The organism is Pseudomonas sp. GW531-T4, assembly GCF_017349615.1.
Taxonomy (GTDB): Bacteria; Pseudomonadota; Gammaproteobacteria; order Pseudomonadales; family Pseudomonadaceae; genus Aquipseudomonas; species Aquipseudomonas chlororaphis_I.
In genome coordinates, this window is sequence record NZ_JACMZT010000007.1 from 42,128 (window position 1) to 57,901 (window position 15,774).

At 63.3% G+C, this 15,774-nt stretch carries 14 protein-coding genes; 7 read left to right on the forward strand and 7 right to left on the reverse strand.

The features are described 5' to 3' along the window. Positions 1-198: 198 nt before the first annotated feature. Complete coding sequence (locus J4D28_RS07400) at positions 199-1,197, reverse strand: phosphate ABC transporter substrate-binding protein PstS family protein (protein WP_007928520.1); 999 nt, start codon at positions 1,195-1,197, stop codon at positions 199-201. Between the two features lie 243 nt (positions 1,198-1,440). Continuing rightward, entirely contained in the window at positions 1,441-2,739 is a 1,299-nt protein-coding gene (locus tag J4D28_RS07405; protein ID WP_103331566.1) for an MFS transporter, read from the reverse strand. Positions 2,740-3,127: 388 nt separating this feature from the next. On the opposite strand from J4D28_RS07405, the gene J4D28_RS07410 reads away from it, so the two are divergent. Beyond that, entirely contained in the window at positions 3,128-3,532 is a 405-nt protein-coding gene (locus tag J4D28_RS07410; RefSeq protein WP_003229628.1) for an acyl-CoA thioesterase, read from the forward strand. A 72-nt stretch (positions 3,533-3,604) separates the two neighbouring features. Next, positions 3,605-4,504: a D-hexose-6-phosphate mutarotase gene (locus tag J4D28_RS07415; protein WP_103331575.1), complete on the forward strand. Its 900-nt coding sequence runs from the start codon at positions 3,605-3,607 to the stop codon at positions 4,502-4,504. 140 nt (positions 4,505-4,644) lie between these two features. Here J4D28_RS07415 and J4D28_RS07420 read toward each other — a convergent pair whose 3' ends face one another. From J4D28_RS07420 to J4D28_RS07440, 5 genes are all read right to left on the reverse strand, one after another. Next, positions 4,645-5,181, reverse strand: a complete 537-nt coding sequence (locus tag J4D28_RS07420; protein ID WP_009051609.1) for a DUF3299 domain-containing protein — start codon at positions 5,179-5,181, stop codon at positions 4,645-4,647. A gap of 86 nt (positions 5,182-5,267) precedes the next feature. Further along, positions 5,268-5,513: a GlsB/YeaQ/YmgE family stress response membrane protein gene (locus J4D28_RS07425; RefSeq protein ID WP_007928514.1), complete on the reverse strand. Its 246-nt coding sequence runs from the start codon at positions 5,511-5,513 to the stop codon at positions 5,268-5,270. 107 nt (positions 5,514-5,620) lie between these two features. Further along, entirely contained in the window at positions 5,621-6,703 is a 1,083-nt protein-coding gene (locus tag J4D28_RS07430; RefSeq protein WP_009051610.1) for a 5-(carboxyamino)imidazole ribonucleotide synthase, read from the reverse strand. Positions 6,704-6,714: 11 nt separating this feature from the next. Then, positions 6,715-7,206, reverse strand: coding sequence for a 5-(carboxyamino)imidazole ribonucleotide mutase (gene purE, locus J4D28_RS07435; RefSeq protein WP_009051611.1), 492 nt, complete (start codon positions 7,204-7,206; stop codon positions 6,715-6,717). Positions 7,207-7,599: 393 nt separating this feature from the next. After that, entirely contained in the window at positions 7,600-8,517 is a 918-nt protein-coding gene (locus J4D28_RS07440) for a LysR substrate-binding domain-containing protein (RefSeq protein ID WP_009041373.1), read from the reverse strand. A 181-nt stretch (positions 8,518-8,698) separates the two neighbouring features. Here J4D28_RS07440 and aspA point away from each other — a divergent pair, with 181 nt between their 5' ends. The 5 genes from aspA to J4D28_RS07465 all read left to right on the forward strand — a co-directional run bounded on the left by aspA (position 8,699) and on the right by J4D28_RS07465 (position 15,726). After that, positions 8,699-10,123, forward strand: coding sequence for an aspartate ammonia-lyase (aspA, locus tag J4D28_RS07445; RefSeq protein ID WP_007928510.1), 1,425 nt, complete (start codon positions 8,699-8,701; stop codon positions 10,121-10,123). A gap of 466 nt (positions 10,124-10,589) precedes the next feature. Further along, entirely contained in the window at positions 10,590-11,315 is a 726-nt protein-coding gene (locus tag J4D28_RS07450; RefSeq protein WP_103331568.1) for a hypothetical protein, read from the forward strand. 676 nt (positions 11,316-11,991) lie between these two features. Beyond that, positions 11,992-13,437, forward strand: a complete 1,446-nt coding sequence (locus J4D28_RS07455) for a sodium:alanine symporter family protein (protein WP_016704014.1) — start codon at positions 11,992-11,994, stop codon at positions 13,435-13,437. Between the two features lie 99 nt (positions 13,438-13,536). Continuing rightward, positions 13,537-14,538 carry an asparaginase gene (locus J4D28_RS07460; RefSeq protein ID WP_103331569.1) on the forward strand — a complete coding sequence of 334 codons (1,002 nt, stop codon included), beginning with the start codon at positions 13,537-13,539 and terminating at the stop codon, positions 14,536-14,538. 195 nt (positions 14,539-14,733) lie between these two features. Next, positions 14,734-15,726 carry an AraC family transcriptional regulator gene (locus J4D28_RS07465; RefSeq protein WP_041988033.1) on the forward strand — a complete coding sequence of 331 codons (993 nt, stop codon included), beginning with the start codon at positions 14,734-14,736 and terminating at the stop codon, positions 15,724-15,726. Positions 15,727-15,774: the final 48 nt, after the last annotated feature.

A 15,774-nucleotide genomic window follows, 5' to 3' on the forward strand; every position in this document is an offset into this window, starting at 1 on the left:
GGAGAAGTCGGAGTCATGGTGGAGTTGGCCAGATCATTCATGCGCACACCCTAGCGATCCTGTATGACAGAAAGATGACAATGCAGTGACGCAACAAATCCGCCGCGTAGCAGAGCTGGCAGCGGATCGAAAATGGGGGGGTGTAGGAGCGAGCCCGCTCGCTCCTACAAGGTCCGGGACTGGCCCGGACCTAAGGTGTTACTTCTTTACGACTGCAGCGCCTTCCTGCAGGCCCAGGTCAGCCAGTGCCTTGGCGGCGACTTTGGCTGGCAGTGGGATGTAGCCGTCTTTCACCACAACTTCCTGGCCCTGTTTCGACAGAACCAGTTTCACGAACTCGGCTTCCAGCGGGGCCAGAGGCTTGTTCGGGGCCTTGTTGATGTACACGTACAGGAAGCGGGACAGCGGGTACTTGCCGTTCAGGGCGTTTTCTTCGGTGTCTTCGATGAAGTCGCTGCTGCCTTTCTTGGCCAGGGCCACGGTCTTCACGCTGGCGGTCTTGTAGCCGATGCCCGAGTAGCCGATGCCGTTCAGCGAGGAGCTGATGGACTGGACCACCGAAGCCGAACCTGGCTGTTCGTTGACGTTAGGCTTGTAGTCGCCTTTGCACAGGGCTTCTTCCTTGAAGTAGCCGTAGGTGCCGGATACCGAGTTACGACCGAACAGCTGGACCGGCTTGTTGGCCAGGTCGCCGGTCACGCCCAGGTCGCCCCAGGTCTTGACGTCGGCTTTGGCGCCGCACAGGCGGGTCGAGGAGAAGATCGCGTCAACCTGTTCCATGGTCAGGTGCTGGATCGGGTTGTCCTTGTGCACGAACACCGCCAGGGCGTCCACGGCAACCGGGATGGCGGTTGGCTTGTAGCCGTACTTCTGCTCGAAGGCCGCCAGTTCGGTGTCCTTCATCTTGCGGCTCATCGGGCCCAGGTTGGAGGTGCCTTCGGTCAGCGCAGGTGGCGCGGTGGCGGAGCCAGCGGCCTGAATCTGGATGTTTACGTTCGGGTATTCTTTCTTGTAGTGCTCAGCCCACAGGGTCATGAGGTTGGCCAGGGTATCGGAGCCGACGCTGGACAGGTTGCCCGACACACCAGTGGTCTTGGTGTAGCTCGGGATAGCAGGGTCAACAGCGGCAACCGCGTGGGCAGTCGCAACGCCAGCAGCGACAAAAGTCATTGCCGCCATCAAACGCTTCAGTTTCATGCCTTACTCCTAGCAGATAGGGTGTGTTAAGTCGGGCCAAGTATCTGTAGGCCGTGTGAACACTCTATGGCTGAAATATGACAATTAGATGAAAGGCCAGCATTCGCGATGGAAGGCTGGCCTTTTTTTATAGAGGGTTTTGTAGCCGCTGCCGAAGGCTGCGATCGACCCGAAGGGTCGCGACGATCGTCAGCGCGCAGAAGGGCCTGCGGCCTTGCGGCAGCGGCTACAGGAAGGCCCGGATCAGCGATCCTTTTTCCACAGGTACAGGCCGACCAGGATCCCGATGCTGCAAATAATTGCAACATAATAGGCCGGGCCCATCGGGCTCTCCTTGAGCAGCGCGGTCACCACCATCGGCGTCAGGCCGCCGAAGATCGCGTAGGCCAGGTTGTAGGAGAACGACAGGCCGCTGAAGCGCACCACCGCCGGGAACGCCTTGACCATCACATAAGGCACCGCGCCGATGGTGCCCACCAGCAGGCCGTTCAGCGCGTACAGCGGGAACAGCCAGTCCGGATGATCCAGCAGGCTGTGGTAGAAGGTCCAGGAAGTCGCCAGCAGCAGCGCACTGCCGAATACGAACACCCGGCCCGCGCCAAAACGGTCGGCCAGCGCACCGGACGCCACGCACCCCAGGCTGAGGAACACGATCGCCAGGCTGTTGGCCTGCAACGCGGTGGTCGGGCTGAAGTGATAGACCGTCTGCAATACGGTCGGGGTCATCAGGATCACCACGATGATCCCGGCGGACAGCAGCCAGGTCAGCAGCATCGAGAGAATGATCGCGCTGCGGTGGTCGCGCAGCACTGCGCGCAGCGGCACTTCCTCGGCCAGGGCCTTGCGCAGTTGCAGCTCGGCGAACACCGGGGTTTCGTGCAGCCAGCGGCGCAAGTACACCGAGAACAGACCGAACACGCCGCCCAACAGGAAAGGAATCCGCCAGGCGTAATCGGCGACTTCGCCCGGGGTGTAGATGCTGTTGATCGCGGTGGCCACCAGCGAACCCAGGAGGATGCCGGCGGTCAGGCCCGAGGTCAGGGTGCCGCAGGCGTAGCCGATATACCGCTGCGGTACATGCTCGGAAACGAACACCCAGGCGCCCGGCACTTCACCGCCGATGGCCGCGCCCTGGATCACCCGCATCAGCAGCAACAGGATCGGCGCCCACATGCCGATCTGCGCGTAAGTCGGCAGCAAGCCCATGATCAGGGTCGGCACCGCCATCATGAAAATACTCAGGGTGAACATCTTCTTGCGCCCGAGCAGGTCGCCGAAGTGCGCCATGACAATCCCGCCCAGGGGCCGGGCCAGGTAGCCGGCGGCGAAGATCCCGAAGGTCTGCATCAGGCGCAGCCACTCGGGCATGTCCGCCGGGAAGAACAGCTTGCCGACCACCGTGGCGAAGAACACGAAAATGATGAAATCGTAGAACTCCAGCGCGCCGCCCAAAGCGGACAGCGACAAGGTCTTGTAGTCATTGCGGGTCAACGGACGAGCCGGTTGCGCGGGCTGCGCGACGCTCGAAGGCACAGTGGTCATGGCAAGGGCTTCTCTTATAGTCGGTTCTGGAAGCCGCAACAGCGCTGGTTGTGGCCTGGCAGGTTCGGCACGATAGCAAATTGTTCGAAAAAGCACATAGATGTGCACAATTGACAGTCAAAATCAGAACCGGATGGTCGTCGTGGAGCCTGTCGATCGATATACTCGCAGGCATTGGAGCAAAGCCGCCCCGGCAAGGGTTGCTGTGCGAAAACGCCGCTGGGCGCCCCAGGCGCCGACTCGGCCAGCCGGTTTCGCAGAGTTTCCCTTTAGTACGCCTTACGAAGAACGTGACGAACGTAGTATGTTCGGGCTGAATCGTTTTTCCTCAAGACGGCTATTCACCTGAAGTACCAATGAAGAGTCACGGGTCAGAGGCACCCCCGGCATGATAGAGCTCGAACAAGAAGATCCGATCCCGCAAGGCGACCTGGCCCTGCAAATCACCGCGCTTCCCCGCGAAACCAACGGCTTTGGCGATATTTTCGGCGGCTGGCTGGTGGCCCAGATGGACCTGGCGGGCACCGCCATGGCCAGTCGCGTGGCTGGCGGACGTGTCGCCACCGTCGCCATCGACCGCATGGCATTCCTGGTGCCGGTAGCGGTCGGCGCGCAGCTTTCCTTTTATACCCAGACCCTGGAAATCGGACGCAGCTCGATCCAGATGATGGTCGAGGTCTGGAGCGACGATCCGTTGTCCAGCGAATGGCGCAAGGTCACCGAGGCGGTGTTCGTGTTCGTTGCCATCGACGGCAGCGGCCGCACCCGCTCGGTTCCACCCAGAGCCCGATGAATTCGGCGAGGGTTAAACCCGGCGGCTGTTACGTGGTCCATAGCAGCCCTGCTTTTGAACGAGAACAGCACCATGCCTACCCCTCACGTTGAAACGGTGAAACTGGATGAACTGAACTGCTGGCGCATCCGCCACGGTCAGGCCGAACTGCTGGTGGCCCAGCAAGGCGCGCACATCCTCAGCTATCAATTGGCCGGGCAACCGCCGCTGATCTGGCTCAACGACGAGGCCGTGTTCAAGACCGGCAAAAGCATTCGCGCCGGCGTTCCGGTGTGCTGGCCGTGGTTTGGCAATTTCGCGCGCAACCCGCAAAGCGTCCAGGCCATGCGCCAGAGCAGCGAGCCAGCCGGAGCCCACGGCCTGGTCCGCGCCACCGACTGGGAACTGCTGGGCATCCAGAGCGAAGGCGAAAGCCTGCTGGTGGAACTGCAACTGCCGATCCCCGAGGGTGGGCTGCCAGGCTGGCCGCATCAGGTCGAGCTGAAGCTGAGCATCCGTCTCGACGACCAACTGCACATCAACCTCACCAGCCACAACCTGGGCGACGACAGCGTCACCATCAGCCAGGCGCTGCACAGCTACTTCGCGGTCAGCGATGTGCGCAAGGTGCATGTCGAAGGGCTGGATGGCTTGAACTACATCGAGACCCTGGATGACTGGAAGACCCGGCAGCAGTCCGGCGACCTGCATTTCAGCGGCGAGACCGACCGTATCTACCTCGATCCTCCGCCACAGCTGAATATCGTCGACCCGACCTGGGAGCGACGCATCCAGCTGACCAGCAACGGCTCGCGCTCGGCGGTGATCTGGAACCCGTGGATCGCCCGCGCCGAGCAGTTCAGCGACATGGCCAACGATGGCTGGCAACGCATGCTGTGCATCGAGACCGCCAACGTGATGGATGACGTGGTGACCCTGGCGCCGGGCGCCAGTCATACCCTGGGTGTGAGCGTTACCAGCGTGCCGCTGTAACGCCAGGTTCTTTCTGCGCGAGCAGTCGGGTCGAGGCTCGATTGCTCGCGATGAATGACCCACATTGATTCAGTGAAACCGCGTAATCGTTGACGTCCATCGCGAGCAAGCTTCGCTCCTACAGAAGCAAGTATTGCGCCTTACAGATCCGACTCCTGCACCACCCGCACTTTCTGTGCATCCAGCGCATAGGCCGCGTCGGCCAGGTCGTTGCTGACCGTCTCGATCTTCAGGTGGCCGGTCACCCACAGCGGCGTGTAGATATCGTCCAGCTTCACGCCCTTGGGGAAACGCACCAGCACCAGCTGGTTGGGCGGCGGTGGCGGCACATGGATGCAGGCGCCCGGGTAAGGCACGAGGAAAAACAGGGTGCTGCGCCCCTTGGCGTCGGACTCCAGCGGCACCGGATACCCCCCGATGCGGATGTCCTTGCCGTTCATGGCCGGCACGGTCTTGGTCGAATACATCACCGCCGGCAACCCCTTGCTCTGCTTCAGGCCGCCCTTTTCGGTAAAGGTGCCATTGGCTTCGGGGGAGTTGTGATCGATTTCCGGCATTTGCTCGAGGGCTTTCTGGTCCGACTTGGGCATCAGTTCGAGCCAATCGGTTTCCGGCAGTTCGCCGGCATGGGCCAGGCCTGAGCCCAGCAGAACAAGAGTCAACAGAAGACGGCGCATGGAGGAGCTCGGCAAGAAAGGGACAAGACAACGCCGGGCATTCTAGCCCTCTCTACCTGCGCAGCAGAGAGGGCTTTGTCGCTAAATCAGTTCTTTTTGACCAGGCCGTAGATCACCAGCAGCACGACCGCGCCAACCAGCGCGCCGATGAAGCCCGCGCCCTGGCCCGCCTGGTAGATGCCCAGGGCCTGGCCGCCGTAGGTGGCCGCCAGCGAACCGCCGATACCGAGCAGGATGGTCATGATCCAGCCCATGCTGTCATCGCCCGGTTTCAGGAAGCGAGCCAGCAGGCCAACGATCAAGCCGATAAAGATGGTTCCAATAATTCCCATGGCATTTCCCTCTGTATGAGTTAGGTATGCCAAAGCCTAGTTAGCGCATTGGCATCCTGCCATCAGAGAACGGCGGCCCCGATTGGTTCCACCGCAGCCCCAGGAAGTTATTCGGCGATCAGCGCTTCGACCTTGAGGATCTGCGCCTCGAGGGTCGCCTTGTCCTTGCAGCGCAAGTTGGCGTGACCGACCTTGCGCCCGACCTTGAAGGCCTTGCCGTAGTGATGCAGGTGGCAATCGTCGATGGCGATGACCTTCTCCACCGCCGGCACTTCGCCGATGAAGTTGATCATCGCGCTCTCGCCGACCTTGGCGGTCGAACCCAGCGGCAGGCCGGCGACGGCCCGCAGGTGGTTTTCGAACTGGCTGCACTCGGCGCCTTCGGTGGTCCAGTGCCCGGAGTTGTGCACCCGCGGCGCGATCTCGTTGGCCTTGAGGCCACCGTCGACTTCAAAGAACTCGAACGCCATCACACCGACGTAGTCCAGCTGCTTGAGCACGCGGCTGGAATAATCTTCGGCCAGGGCCTGCAGCGGGTGATCGCTGCTGGCCACGGACAGCTTGAGGATGCCGCTGTGGTGGGTGTTATGCACCAGCGGGTAGAAACGGGTTTCGCCATCGCGGGCGCGCACGGCGATCAGCGAGACTTCGCCGGTGAACGGCACGAAGCCCTCCAGCAGGCAGGCCACGCTGCCCAGCTCGGCGAAGGTGCCGGCCACGTCTTCAGGGCTGCGCAGGACTTTCTGGCCCTTGCCGTCGTAACCCAGGGTGCGGGTTTTCAGCACGGCCGGCAGGCCGATGCTGGCCACGGCGGCTTCCAGGTCGGCTTGCGACTGGATGTCGGCGAACGCCGGGGTGGGAATCCCCAGGTCCTTGAACATGCTCTTCTCGAACCAGCGATCGCGAGCGATGCGCAGGGCTTCGGCGCTCGGGTAGACCGGGACGAACTGCGACAGGAAAGCCACGGTTTCCGCCGGCACGCTTTCGAACTCGAAGGTCACCAGGTCCACTTCGTCAGCCAGCTGGCGCAGGTGATCCTGATCGCCGTAATCGGCTCGCAGGTGTTCGCCCAGGGCAGCGGCACAGGCATCTGGCGCCGGGTCGAGGAAAGCGAAGTTCATCCCCAGCGGAGTGCCCGCCAGAGCCAACATGCGACCCAGCTGGCCGCCACCGATTACACCGATCTTCATCGTCAAAAACCTCAGGCGACGCGTGGGTCTGGATTGTCCAGGACGCTGTCTGTCTGCTCAGCGCGGAATTTTTTCAGCACGGTATGAAATTGCGGATGCTTGGCGCCGAGGATGCTCGCCGACAGCAGCGCGGCGTTGATCGCGCCGGCCTTGCCGATGGCCAGGGTGGCGACCGGAATGCCCGCGGGCATCTGCACGATGGAGAGCAGCGAGTCCACGCCCGAGAGCATCGACGACTGCACCGGAACGCCCAGCACCGGCAGGTGGGTCTTGGCCGCACACATGCCTGGCAGGTGGGCCGCGCCACCGGCACCGGCGATGATCACCTCGATGCCACGCGATTCGGCCTCTTCGGCGTACTGGAACAGCAGGTCCGGGGTGCGGTGGGCAGAGACCACTTTCACCTCGTAAGGGATGCCGAGCTTTTCCAGCATATCGGCGGTGTGGCTAAGGGTGGACCAATCGGACTTGGAGCCCATGATCACGCCAACCAGTGCACTCATCGTCGTGCCTCTTCTCTCTGGGCGCCCGCAGGCGCGTCAAAAAACAACAAGCCACGCAGAGTGCGTGGCTTGATTGTACGAATTATGGCCGGGCAAACCGGCCGAAGGCCGCGCAGTATACCGAAAAAGGCGAGTTAAACGCACTTTTGCCGACCATCTGTCATACACCATGTTTCAGGCGCAAAGCGGCGGTTTTATTGACTTCGGGGTCAGTCAGCATGGGCCAGGATCGTTGCCAGATTCCTGTAGCCGCCGCCGCAGGCTGCGATCGACGGCGAAGCCGGCGCAAAGGCGGTATTCCCAATCCTTCAGACAGACCGCGTCGCCAGGTTTTGCGCCCCCTGCGACGGAGTGCCGCCCAGAGCGAGCGCAGCCTTCGGCAGCGGCTACAGGTCAGGTGTTGCCTGTGCCCTGCGCCGCGCCACCTTCCAGCTTGCGCCACAGCAACCGGACGTTGGCCTTGCGCACCAGGGCGCAGCGGTACAGGCGGATCTCCAGCGGCACATGCCATTGCGCGCCGCCGCAGACCACCAGTTCGCCGCGGGCCAGTTCGGCGCGCACGCTCAGGTGCGGCACCCAGGCAATCCCCAGGCCTTCCAGGGCCATGCTCTTGAGGCTGTCGGCCATGGCGGTTTCATACACCGTGGTGAACCGCAGGTTGCGCTGGCGCAGCAACTGGTTCACCGAACGCCCGAGAAACGCCCCGGCGCTGTACGCCAGCAGCGGCACGCTGGCCTCGCCTTCCAGGTCGAACAACGGCTTGCCGGCGGCATCCGCCGCGCACACCGGCAGCATCTCGGTCTGCCCCAGGTGCAGCGAAGGAAAGATTTCCGGATCCATCTGCATCGCCGAATCCGGGTCGTAGAAAGCCAGCATCAGGTCGCAGCCGCCTTCGCGCAGGGCATGCACGGCGTCGCCGACGTTGGTCGCCACCAGCCGCGTGGCGATGTTCAAGCCTTCGTTACGCAGCTGTGCGATCCAACGCGGGAAGAAGCCCAGGGCCAGGGAGTGCGCCGCGGCGACCTGCATCACTTCGCCCTGCCCGCCTTCGAGGTGATGCAAGTGCCGCAGCACTTCGCCCAGTTGCTCGACCACCGTGCGCGCGGTCACCAGGAACAGCTGCCCCGCCGCCGTCAGTTCGATCGGCGTGCGCGAGCGGTTGACCAGGGTCAGCCCCAGCGCCGCTTCCAGGCTGCGGATCCGCCGGCTGAAGGCCGGCTGGGTCACGAAGCGCCGTTCGGCGGCCTGAGAAAAGCTGCGGGTCGCGGCCAGGGCACTGAAGTCCTCGAGCCATTTGCTTTCCAGATTCATCACGTCCTCCCGGGGAGCGCACCATTTTAGGTCACACGCTTGCCATGCAAGCGGCGTCACATGGGCATTATGCCGTTTATGCATAGGCCAGTGTTTAACAGCATTGGCCCAAATTTTCCCACAGGCCTAGGATTCGCAGCGTTCCGGCACAGACCGGGTCCATATCGAGATGATTTCTATCATGTCCTCCGCTGCATCTTTCCGCACAGAAAAAGACCTGCTTGGCGTACTCGAAGTACCTGCTCAAGCGTATTACGGCATCCAGACCCTGCGAGCGGTGAACAACTTCCGCCTCTCCGGCGTTCCGATTTCGCACTACCCAAAACTGGTCGTGGCCCTGGCAATGGTCAAGCAGGCAGCTGCTGACGCCAACCGCGAGCTGGGTCACCTGAGCGAAGCCAAGCACGCTGCCATCAGCGAAGCCTGTGCCCGTCTGATCCGCGGCGATTTCCACGAAGAATTCGTGGTGGACATGATTCAAGGCGGCGCTGGCACTTCGACCAACATGAATGCCAACGAAGTCATCGCCAACATCGCGCTGGAGGCCATGGGCCACAGCAAGGGCGAATACCAGTACCTGCACCCGAACAACGACGTGAACATGGCGCAGTCGACCAACGACGCCTACCCGACCGCGATCCGCCTGGGTCTGCTGCTGGGCCACGACGCGCTGCTGGCCAGCCTCGACAGCCTGATCCAGTCGTTCGCCGCCAAGGGTGAAGAGTTCAGCCACGTCCTGAAGATGGGTCGTACCCAGCTGCAAGACGCCGTGCCAATGACCCTGGGTCAAGAGTTCCGTGCCTTCGCCACCACCCTGAGCGAAGACCTGGCTCGCCTGAAGACCCTGGCGCCTGAAGTGCTGACCGAAGTGAACCTGGGCGGTACCGCCATCGGTACCGGCATCAACGCCGACCCGCGTTACCAGGCCCTGGCCGTTCAGCGCCTGGCCACCATCAGCGGCCAGCCGCTGGTACCGGCCGCCGACCTGATCGAAGCCACCTCCGACATGGGCGCCTTCGTGCTGTTCTCCGGCATGCTCAAGCGCACCGCGGTCAAGCTGTCGAAGATCTGCAACGATCTGCGCCTGCTGTCCAGCGGCCCACGCACCGGCATCAACGAGATCAACCTGCCAGCGCGTCAGCCAGGCAGCTCGATCATGCCCGGCAAGGTCAACCCGGTGATCCCGGAAGCGGTCAACCAGGTGGCGTTCCAGATCATCGGCAACGACCTGGCCCTGACCATCGCGGCCGAAGGCGGCCAGCTGCAACTGAACGTGATGGAGCCGCTGATCGCCTTCAAGATCTTCGACTCGATCCGCCTGCTGCAACGCGCCATGGACATGCTGCGCGAGCACTGCATCACCGGCATCACCGCCAACGAGCAGCGCTGCCGCGAACTGGTCGAGCACTCGATCGGCCTGGTCACCGCGCTGAACCCGTACATCGGCTATGAAAACGCCACCCGTATCGCCCGCATCGCCCTGGAAAGCGGCCGCGGCGTACTGGAACTGGTGCGTGAAGAAGGCTTGCTCGACGACGCCATGCTCGCCGACATCCTGCGCCCGGAAAACATGATTGCCCCGCGTCTGGTCCCGCTCAAAGCCTGACCAACGCCCGCCCTGGCCACAGGGCACCGCTCACCAGGTCGAGGGACTAGACACCTCTCACCTTTTGAGGGCTTGGAGACTCTTCTCCAAGCCCTTTTTTTTGCCTGCTGGAAACGGCCTGCCGTTTTCCCATCGATGCTCTTTGCCCTTGAAATCGCCACGCCCGCTTCGTCGGAGTGCCGCCCAAGCCGATCGCAGCCTGCGGCAGCGGCTACACCAACGAGCGTCATCAGCATTAAGATCGCCGCATCCCTCCGACCGATCACAACCCGCGACACCATCGATCCTGGATCGACATTGGCCCGTAGCCGCTGCCGAGCCTGCGAGGCTGCGATCGGCACCGCAGGGGCCGCAAAACCTGACAGTACAATCTGCCTAGCAAACCACTCGTTTCAAACAAGCACACTCCCCCAACGCGGAGGATAATCGGCCTCCCGCCCAATCAGACACCGAGGCACCGCCGTCGATGGACCCGACGCAATTCCAGGCGATACAGCAACTGCGCAGCTTGATCCCCGTGGGCCTGCGCCATGCCCAGACCTTGCTCGAACGCTGCGCAGGCAACCCCCAGCAGGCTGCCGAGCACTACAAGAACGAGCTGCTGCAGGTGCTGGCGAGTAAGTCCGGGCTGCCCCTGGAGCAAGTCCGGGAGCCGCTGCACAACGCCGGTTATGACCTGGGCCGCGCCTTGAGCGCTATTGAAGAAGCGCGCTTCACCCTGACCCAGCGCATCCTGCGTAAACATCACCGAGACAAGGGCCGGGCCCTGGACCTGATCGCCCAGGCCATAGAAGTCGCCGAGCAGCTACAACGACAGTACTGGCTGGCCTTCGAACAGCTGGAACGACTGGCACCGGCGCCGCGCTGCTTCATGGTGCTCCACGAGTGGCTGGCCTTTGAGGGCTGGGAAGGCTTTGACAGTGCCCTGCACTTTCACCTGCCCCAGGCCATCGCCCAATTCCGGCACCTGCAACTGGATGCCCTGGCGGACACCCTGGAACAGGCCGACCAGCGACAGAAACACCTGAGGGCGAGCCATGCCGGGAGCGACAGCCCTAGCGCGCTGGCCATACGAGTCAATCAGGACCCGCTCTTCAACAACCACCAGGACGCCTACAACCGTTACCGGCCGCAGCTCGATGAGCGCCTGTTCGAGTGGGTGGAACAGCATGTACCGCAGTTTCCAGCCTGAGCGGCGAGCGGCCGGGCTTTGCCCAAACCGCTGGATTGCCGCCCTCATCCGAACAGGGACATCGGGTTCAGCCCCATCTGCTGGACCTTAGCCCGCTACGTAATAGCTATGTAACCGTTACGTAATCGCTACGTAATCGTTGCCAGGCACAGGCTGTATGAACGGTATGTAACCGCTGCGTAGCCGTTGCCGAGCTTGCGAGTCTGCGATCGGTACCGCAGGGACCGTAATCCAGGCGCTGCAGCACATCGGCCGAATCGCACTGGCAGGTTTTGCAACCGTTTCGCAGGCTCGCGATAGCCGCAAAGCGGCGCTCCAACAGCCCCACCGCATCATCGTCGCCCCCCATCACAGCCCATCGGCCGCGCCTGCGAAAGCGCGCCGAGGCGCTCGCGCAAGAACCGATTCAGCCCCTTTCCCCGCCTGCCGTTCCTCGGCTCGACACGCAACATGCAGACGGCAGGCGCGCGCACCGGTATAGTGCGCCCCCTCTTCACGTGGGCAGCCGTCGGTAACGAGGCTCAACCTCACGGGGAACCCGAACTAATAACAACCCGCGAATTGGAACCGGGACGAACACTCGCCCCACCTGTCGTGCTGCCTGCGCGACGGTGTGTAACGCGATGTTTCGGACCATCCAGCTTCTGCCTTTACAAAAAACAGCGAGGAATACTCCATGCTCGAAGTCATCAACGACTTCCTCTCAGGGAAAGTACTGATCGTGCTCATTGTCGGGCTCGGTAGCTACTTCACGATCCGCTCGCGTTTCGTTCAATTGCGCCACTTCTTCCACATGTTCGCGGTGTTCCGCGACAGCCTCAAAGGCAGCGCCGGACAACTCAGCTCGTTCCAGGCCCTGATGCTCAGCCTTGCCGGCCGCGTCGGTGCAGGCAACATCGCCGGTGTCGGCATCGCCGTGACCCTCGGTGGTCCGGGTGCGGTGTTCTGGATGTGGGTGACCGCACTGGTCGGCATGTCCAGCAGCTTCTTCGAATGCACCCTGGCCCAGGTCTACAAGCGCGCCGATGGCGACGGCCTGTACCGTGGCGGCCCGGCTTACTACATCCAGCACGGCCTCAAGCTCAAAGGCATGGCGGTGGTGTTCTCGATCCTGCTGCTGGTCACCTACGGCTTCGCCTTCATTGGCCTGCAGTCCTACACCGTGACCCACTCGCTGCAGAACGCCTTTGCTTTTGACCCGCAACACACCGGTATCGTCCTGGCAGTGCTGCTGGCCATCACCTTCATCGGCGGCATCAAGCGCATCGCCTCGGTGTCCGACCTGTTGGTACCGATCAAGACCCTGGCCTATATCGGCGTGACCCTGTACGTGATCGGCACCCAGATCGAACACGTGCCAGCCATGCTGGAAACCATCTTCAAAAGCGCCTTCGGTCTCGACCCGGCCTTCGGCGGCCTGCTCGGCAGCGCCATCATCATGGGCGTGAAGCGTGGCGTGTTCGCCAACGAAGCGGGCCTGGGCAGTGCGCCGAACGTCGCCGCCGTGGCCGCCGTGAAGCACCCCGGCGCCCAAGGTGTGGTCCAGGCCTTCAGCGTGTTCCTCGACACCTTCGTGATCTGCACCTGCACCGCGCTGCTGATCCTGCTGTCGGGCTTCTACACCCCGGGCTTCGAAGGTGACGGCATCGTCCTGACCCAGAACTCGCTGGCCGCCGTGGTCGGTGACTGGGGCCGCATGTTCGTCAGCGTCGCGCTGTCGCTGTTCGTCTTCACTTGCATCCTCTACAACTACTACCTGGGCGAGAACAGCCTGCAGTTCCTCACCCGCAACCGCGCTGCGCTGATGACTTTCCGCGGCCTGGTGCTGGCGCTGGTGGTCTGGGGTTCGATGCAGGACCTTTCGACCGTGTTCGCCTTCGCCGACATCACCATGACCTGCCTGGCCTTCGTCAACCTGGTGGCCCTGGCCATGCTGTTCAAGGTCGGCCTGCGCGTAATGCGCGACTACGACGAGCAGCGCCGCGCCGGCGTCGACCAGCCTGTGTTCGACTCCAGCAAATTTCCCGATCTGGACCTGGACCTGAAGGCCTGGCCGACCAGCCCGTCGGTTGCTGTCAAGGCTGACGCTCAGCCGCAAGGCATTCCCGCAGCGCAACGCTGATCGGGTAAAAACCGGGCGCATGTCTTGCGCCCGACGTGACACTCCCTGCGGTCGGCGTCATGCTCGACCGCACGCTGTCATCGTTCCGGAGACTCCCCAATGAATGCCAACACCTATCCTGCCGCGCAGAACGTCATGGTGCTCTACACCGGCGGCACCATCGGCATGCAGGCCAGCGCCCATGGCCTGGCCCCGGCCTCGGGTTTCGAGGCGCGGATGCGCGACTACCTGCACAGCCAGCCCGAGCTGGTGGTGCCCAACTGGCGCTTTCGCGAGATGGCGCCGCTGATCGACAGCGCCAACATGACCCCCGCCTACTGGCAGCGCCTGCGCGAAGCCGTGGTCGATGCGGTCGACGAGGGCTGCGACAGCGTGCTGATCCTGCACGGCACCGACACCCTGGCCTACAGCGCCGCGGCCATGAGCTTCCAACTGCTGGGCCTGCATGCCCGCGTGGTGTTCACCGGCTCGATGCTGCCGGCCGGCGTGACCGACAGCGATGCCTGGGAAAACCTCGGCGGCGCGCTGGTCGCCCTCGGCCAGGGCCTGGCCCCGGGCGTGCACCTGTACTTCCACGGCGAACTGCTGGCGCCGACCCGTTGCGCGAAAATCCGCAGCTTCGGCCGTCATCCGTTCGCGGCCTTGCAGCGCCAGGGCGGCGCAGCCAAGGCGACGTCGATTCCGCCGCAGCTGGATTACCGCCAGAGCAAGCAACTGGCCAGGGTCGGCGTATTGCCGCTAGTGCCCGGCATCGCCGCCGAACAGCTCGACGCCCTGCTGGGCAGCGGCCTCCAGGCGCTGGTACTGGAGTGCTTCGGCAGCGGCACCGGGCCGAGCGACAACCCGCAATTCCTGGCCAGCCTGCAACGCGCCCGGGAACAGGGCATCGTGGTGGTGGCCATCACCCAATGCCATGAAGGCGGCGTGGAGCTGGACATCTACGAAGCCGGCAGCCGCCTGCGCAGCGTCGGCGTGCTGTCCGGCGGCGGCATGACCCGCGAAGCGGCGTTCGGCAAGCTCAACGCCCTGCTCGGCGCCGGCCTGGACACCGCCGAAGTGCGGCGCCTGGTGGAGCTGGACCTGTGCGGTGAGCTGAGCTGACAACGCGTCATCGTTCACCTTCATCGCGAGCAAGCTCGCTCCTACAGAAGCTCCACAGCCCTTTGTAGGAGCGAGCTTGCTCGCGATAGCCGCAACGCGGCGATCCAACAACCGCCCCACACCATCATTGGCGTTCGCCGCAGGCGCGGCATACAAATTGCTCCGTTTTCAGCATCCCCCGGGCTGGAAACGGACATGCTGCATTCCCACCTCACCACCCTCAACGCCGTCTCGCTGGTGCTCAATACCTTCAAGGACCAGGGCCAGGACAGCGAAGCGCTGCTGGCTGGCAGCGGCATCAACGCCGCCGACCTGAGCCGCGCCGACACCCGCATCACCACCAACCAGGAAATGCTGGTGTGCGCCAACGCCGTGGCCCTGCAACGGGATATCGGCCTGGAGCTGGGCCGGCGCATGCACGTTTCCAGCTACGGCATGCTCGGTTATGCCCTGCTCACCAGTGCCACCTTAGGTGACGCTTTGCGCCTGGCGCTGCGTTATCCGGCGCTGTTGGGAACACTTTTCGAGCTGAGCCTGGAAGCGGACGGCGAGCTGATCTGGCTGACCGCCGCGGATTACCGCGAGAACCCGGCGCTGGCGACCTTCAATATCGAGTTCTGCCTGGTGTCGCTGAAGGTCATCTGCGACGACCTGCTGGGCCATCCGTTACCGTTGCGCGGCGCCCGCTTCGACTACCCCGCCCCCGACTACCAGGGTCGCTACGCCGAGCGTTTCGACTGCCCGCTGCAATTCGATGCAAAGTCCAACGCCTTCGCCTTCGACCGGCGCTGGCTCGAGCAGCCGCTGCCCCTGGCGGACGCCATCACCCACCAGGCCATGGCCGAACGCTGCCGCAAACAGAACACCGAATTCACCGGGCGCCAGGCCTGGCTGGGACGCATCCGCCAGCTGCTGGCGGCGCAACTGGACGCCGCGCCGGGCCTGGAAGGCCTGGCCGAACAGATGAACTGCTCGGCCCGCACCCTGCGCCGGCACCTCAAGGACCTGGGTTGCAGCTATCAGGAACTGCTCGACGAGCTGCGCTTCGAGCGGGCCAAGCAAATGCTCTGCGAGGACGACTTGCCGATCTACCGCATCGCCGAGGCCCTGGGCTTCAGCGAAACCGCAAGCTTCCGCCATGCCTTCGTGCGCTGGAGCGGCGTCGCTCCCAGCCAGTTCCGGCCCTGACACAAACCCCGGCATAAAACCGCCGATTGCATTACATTGCCGGCCTTT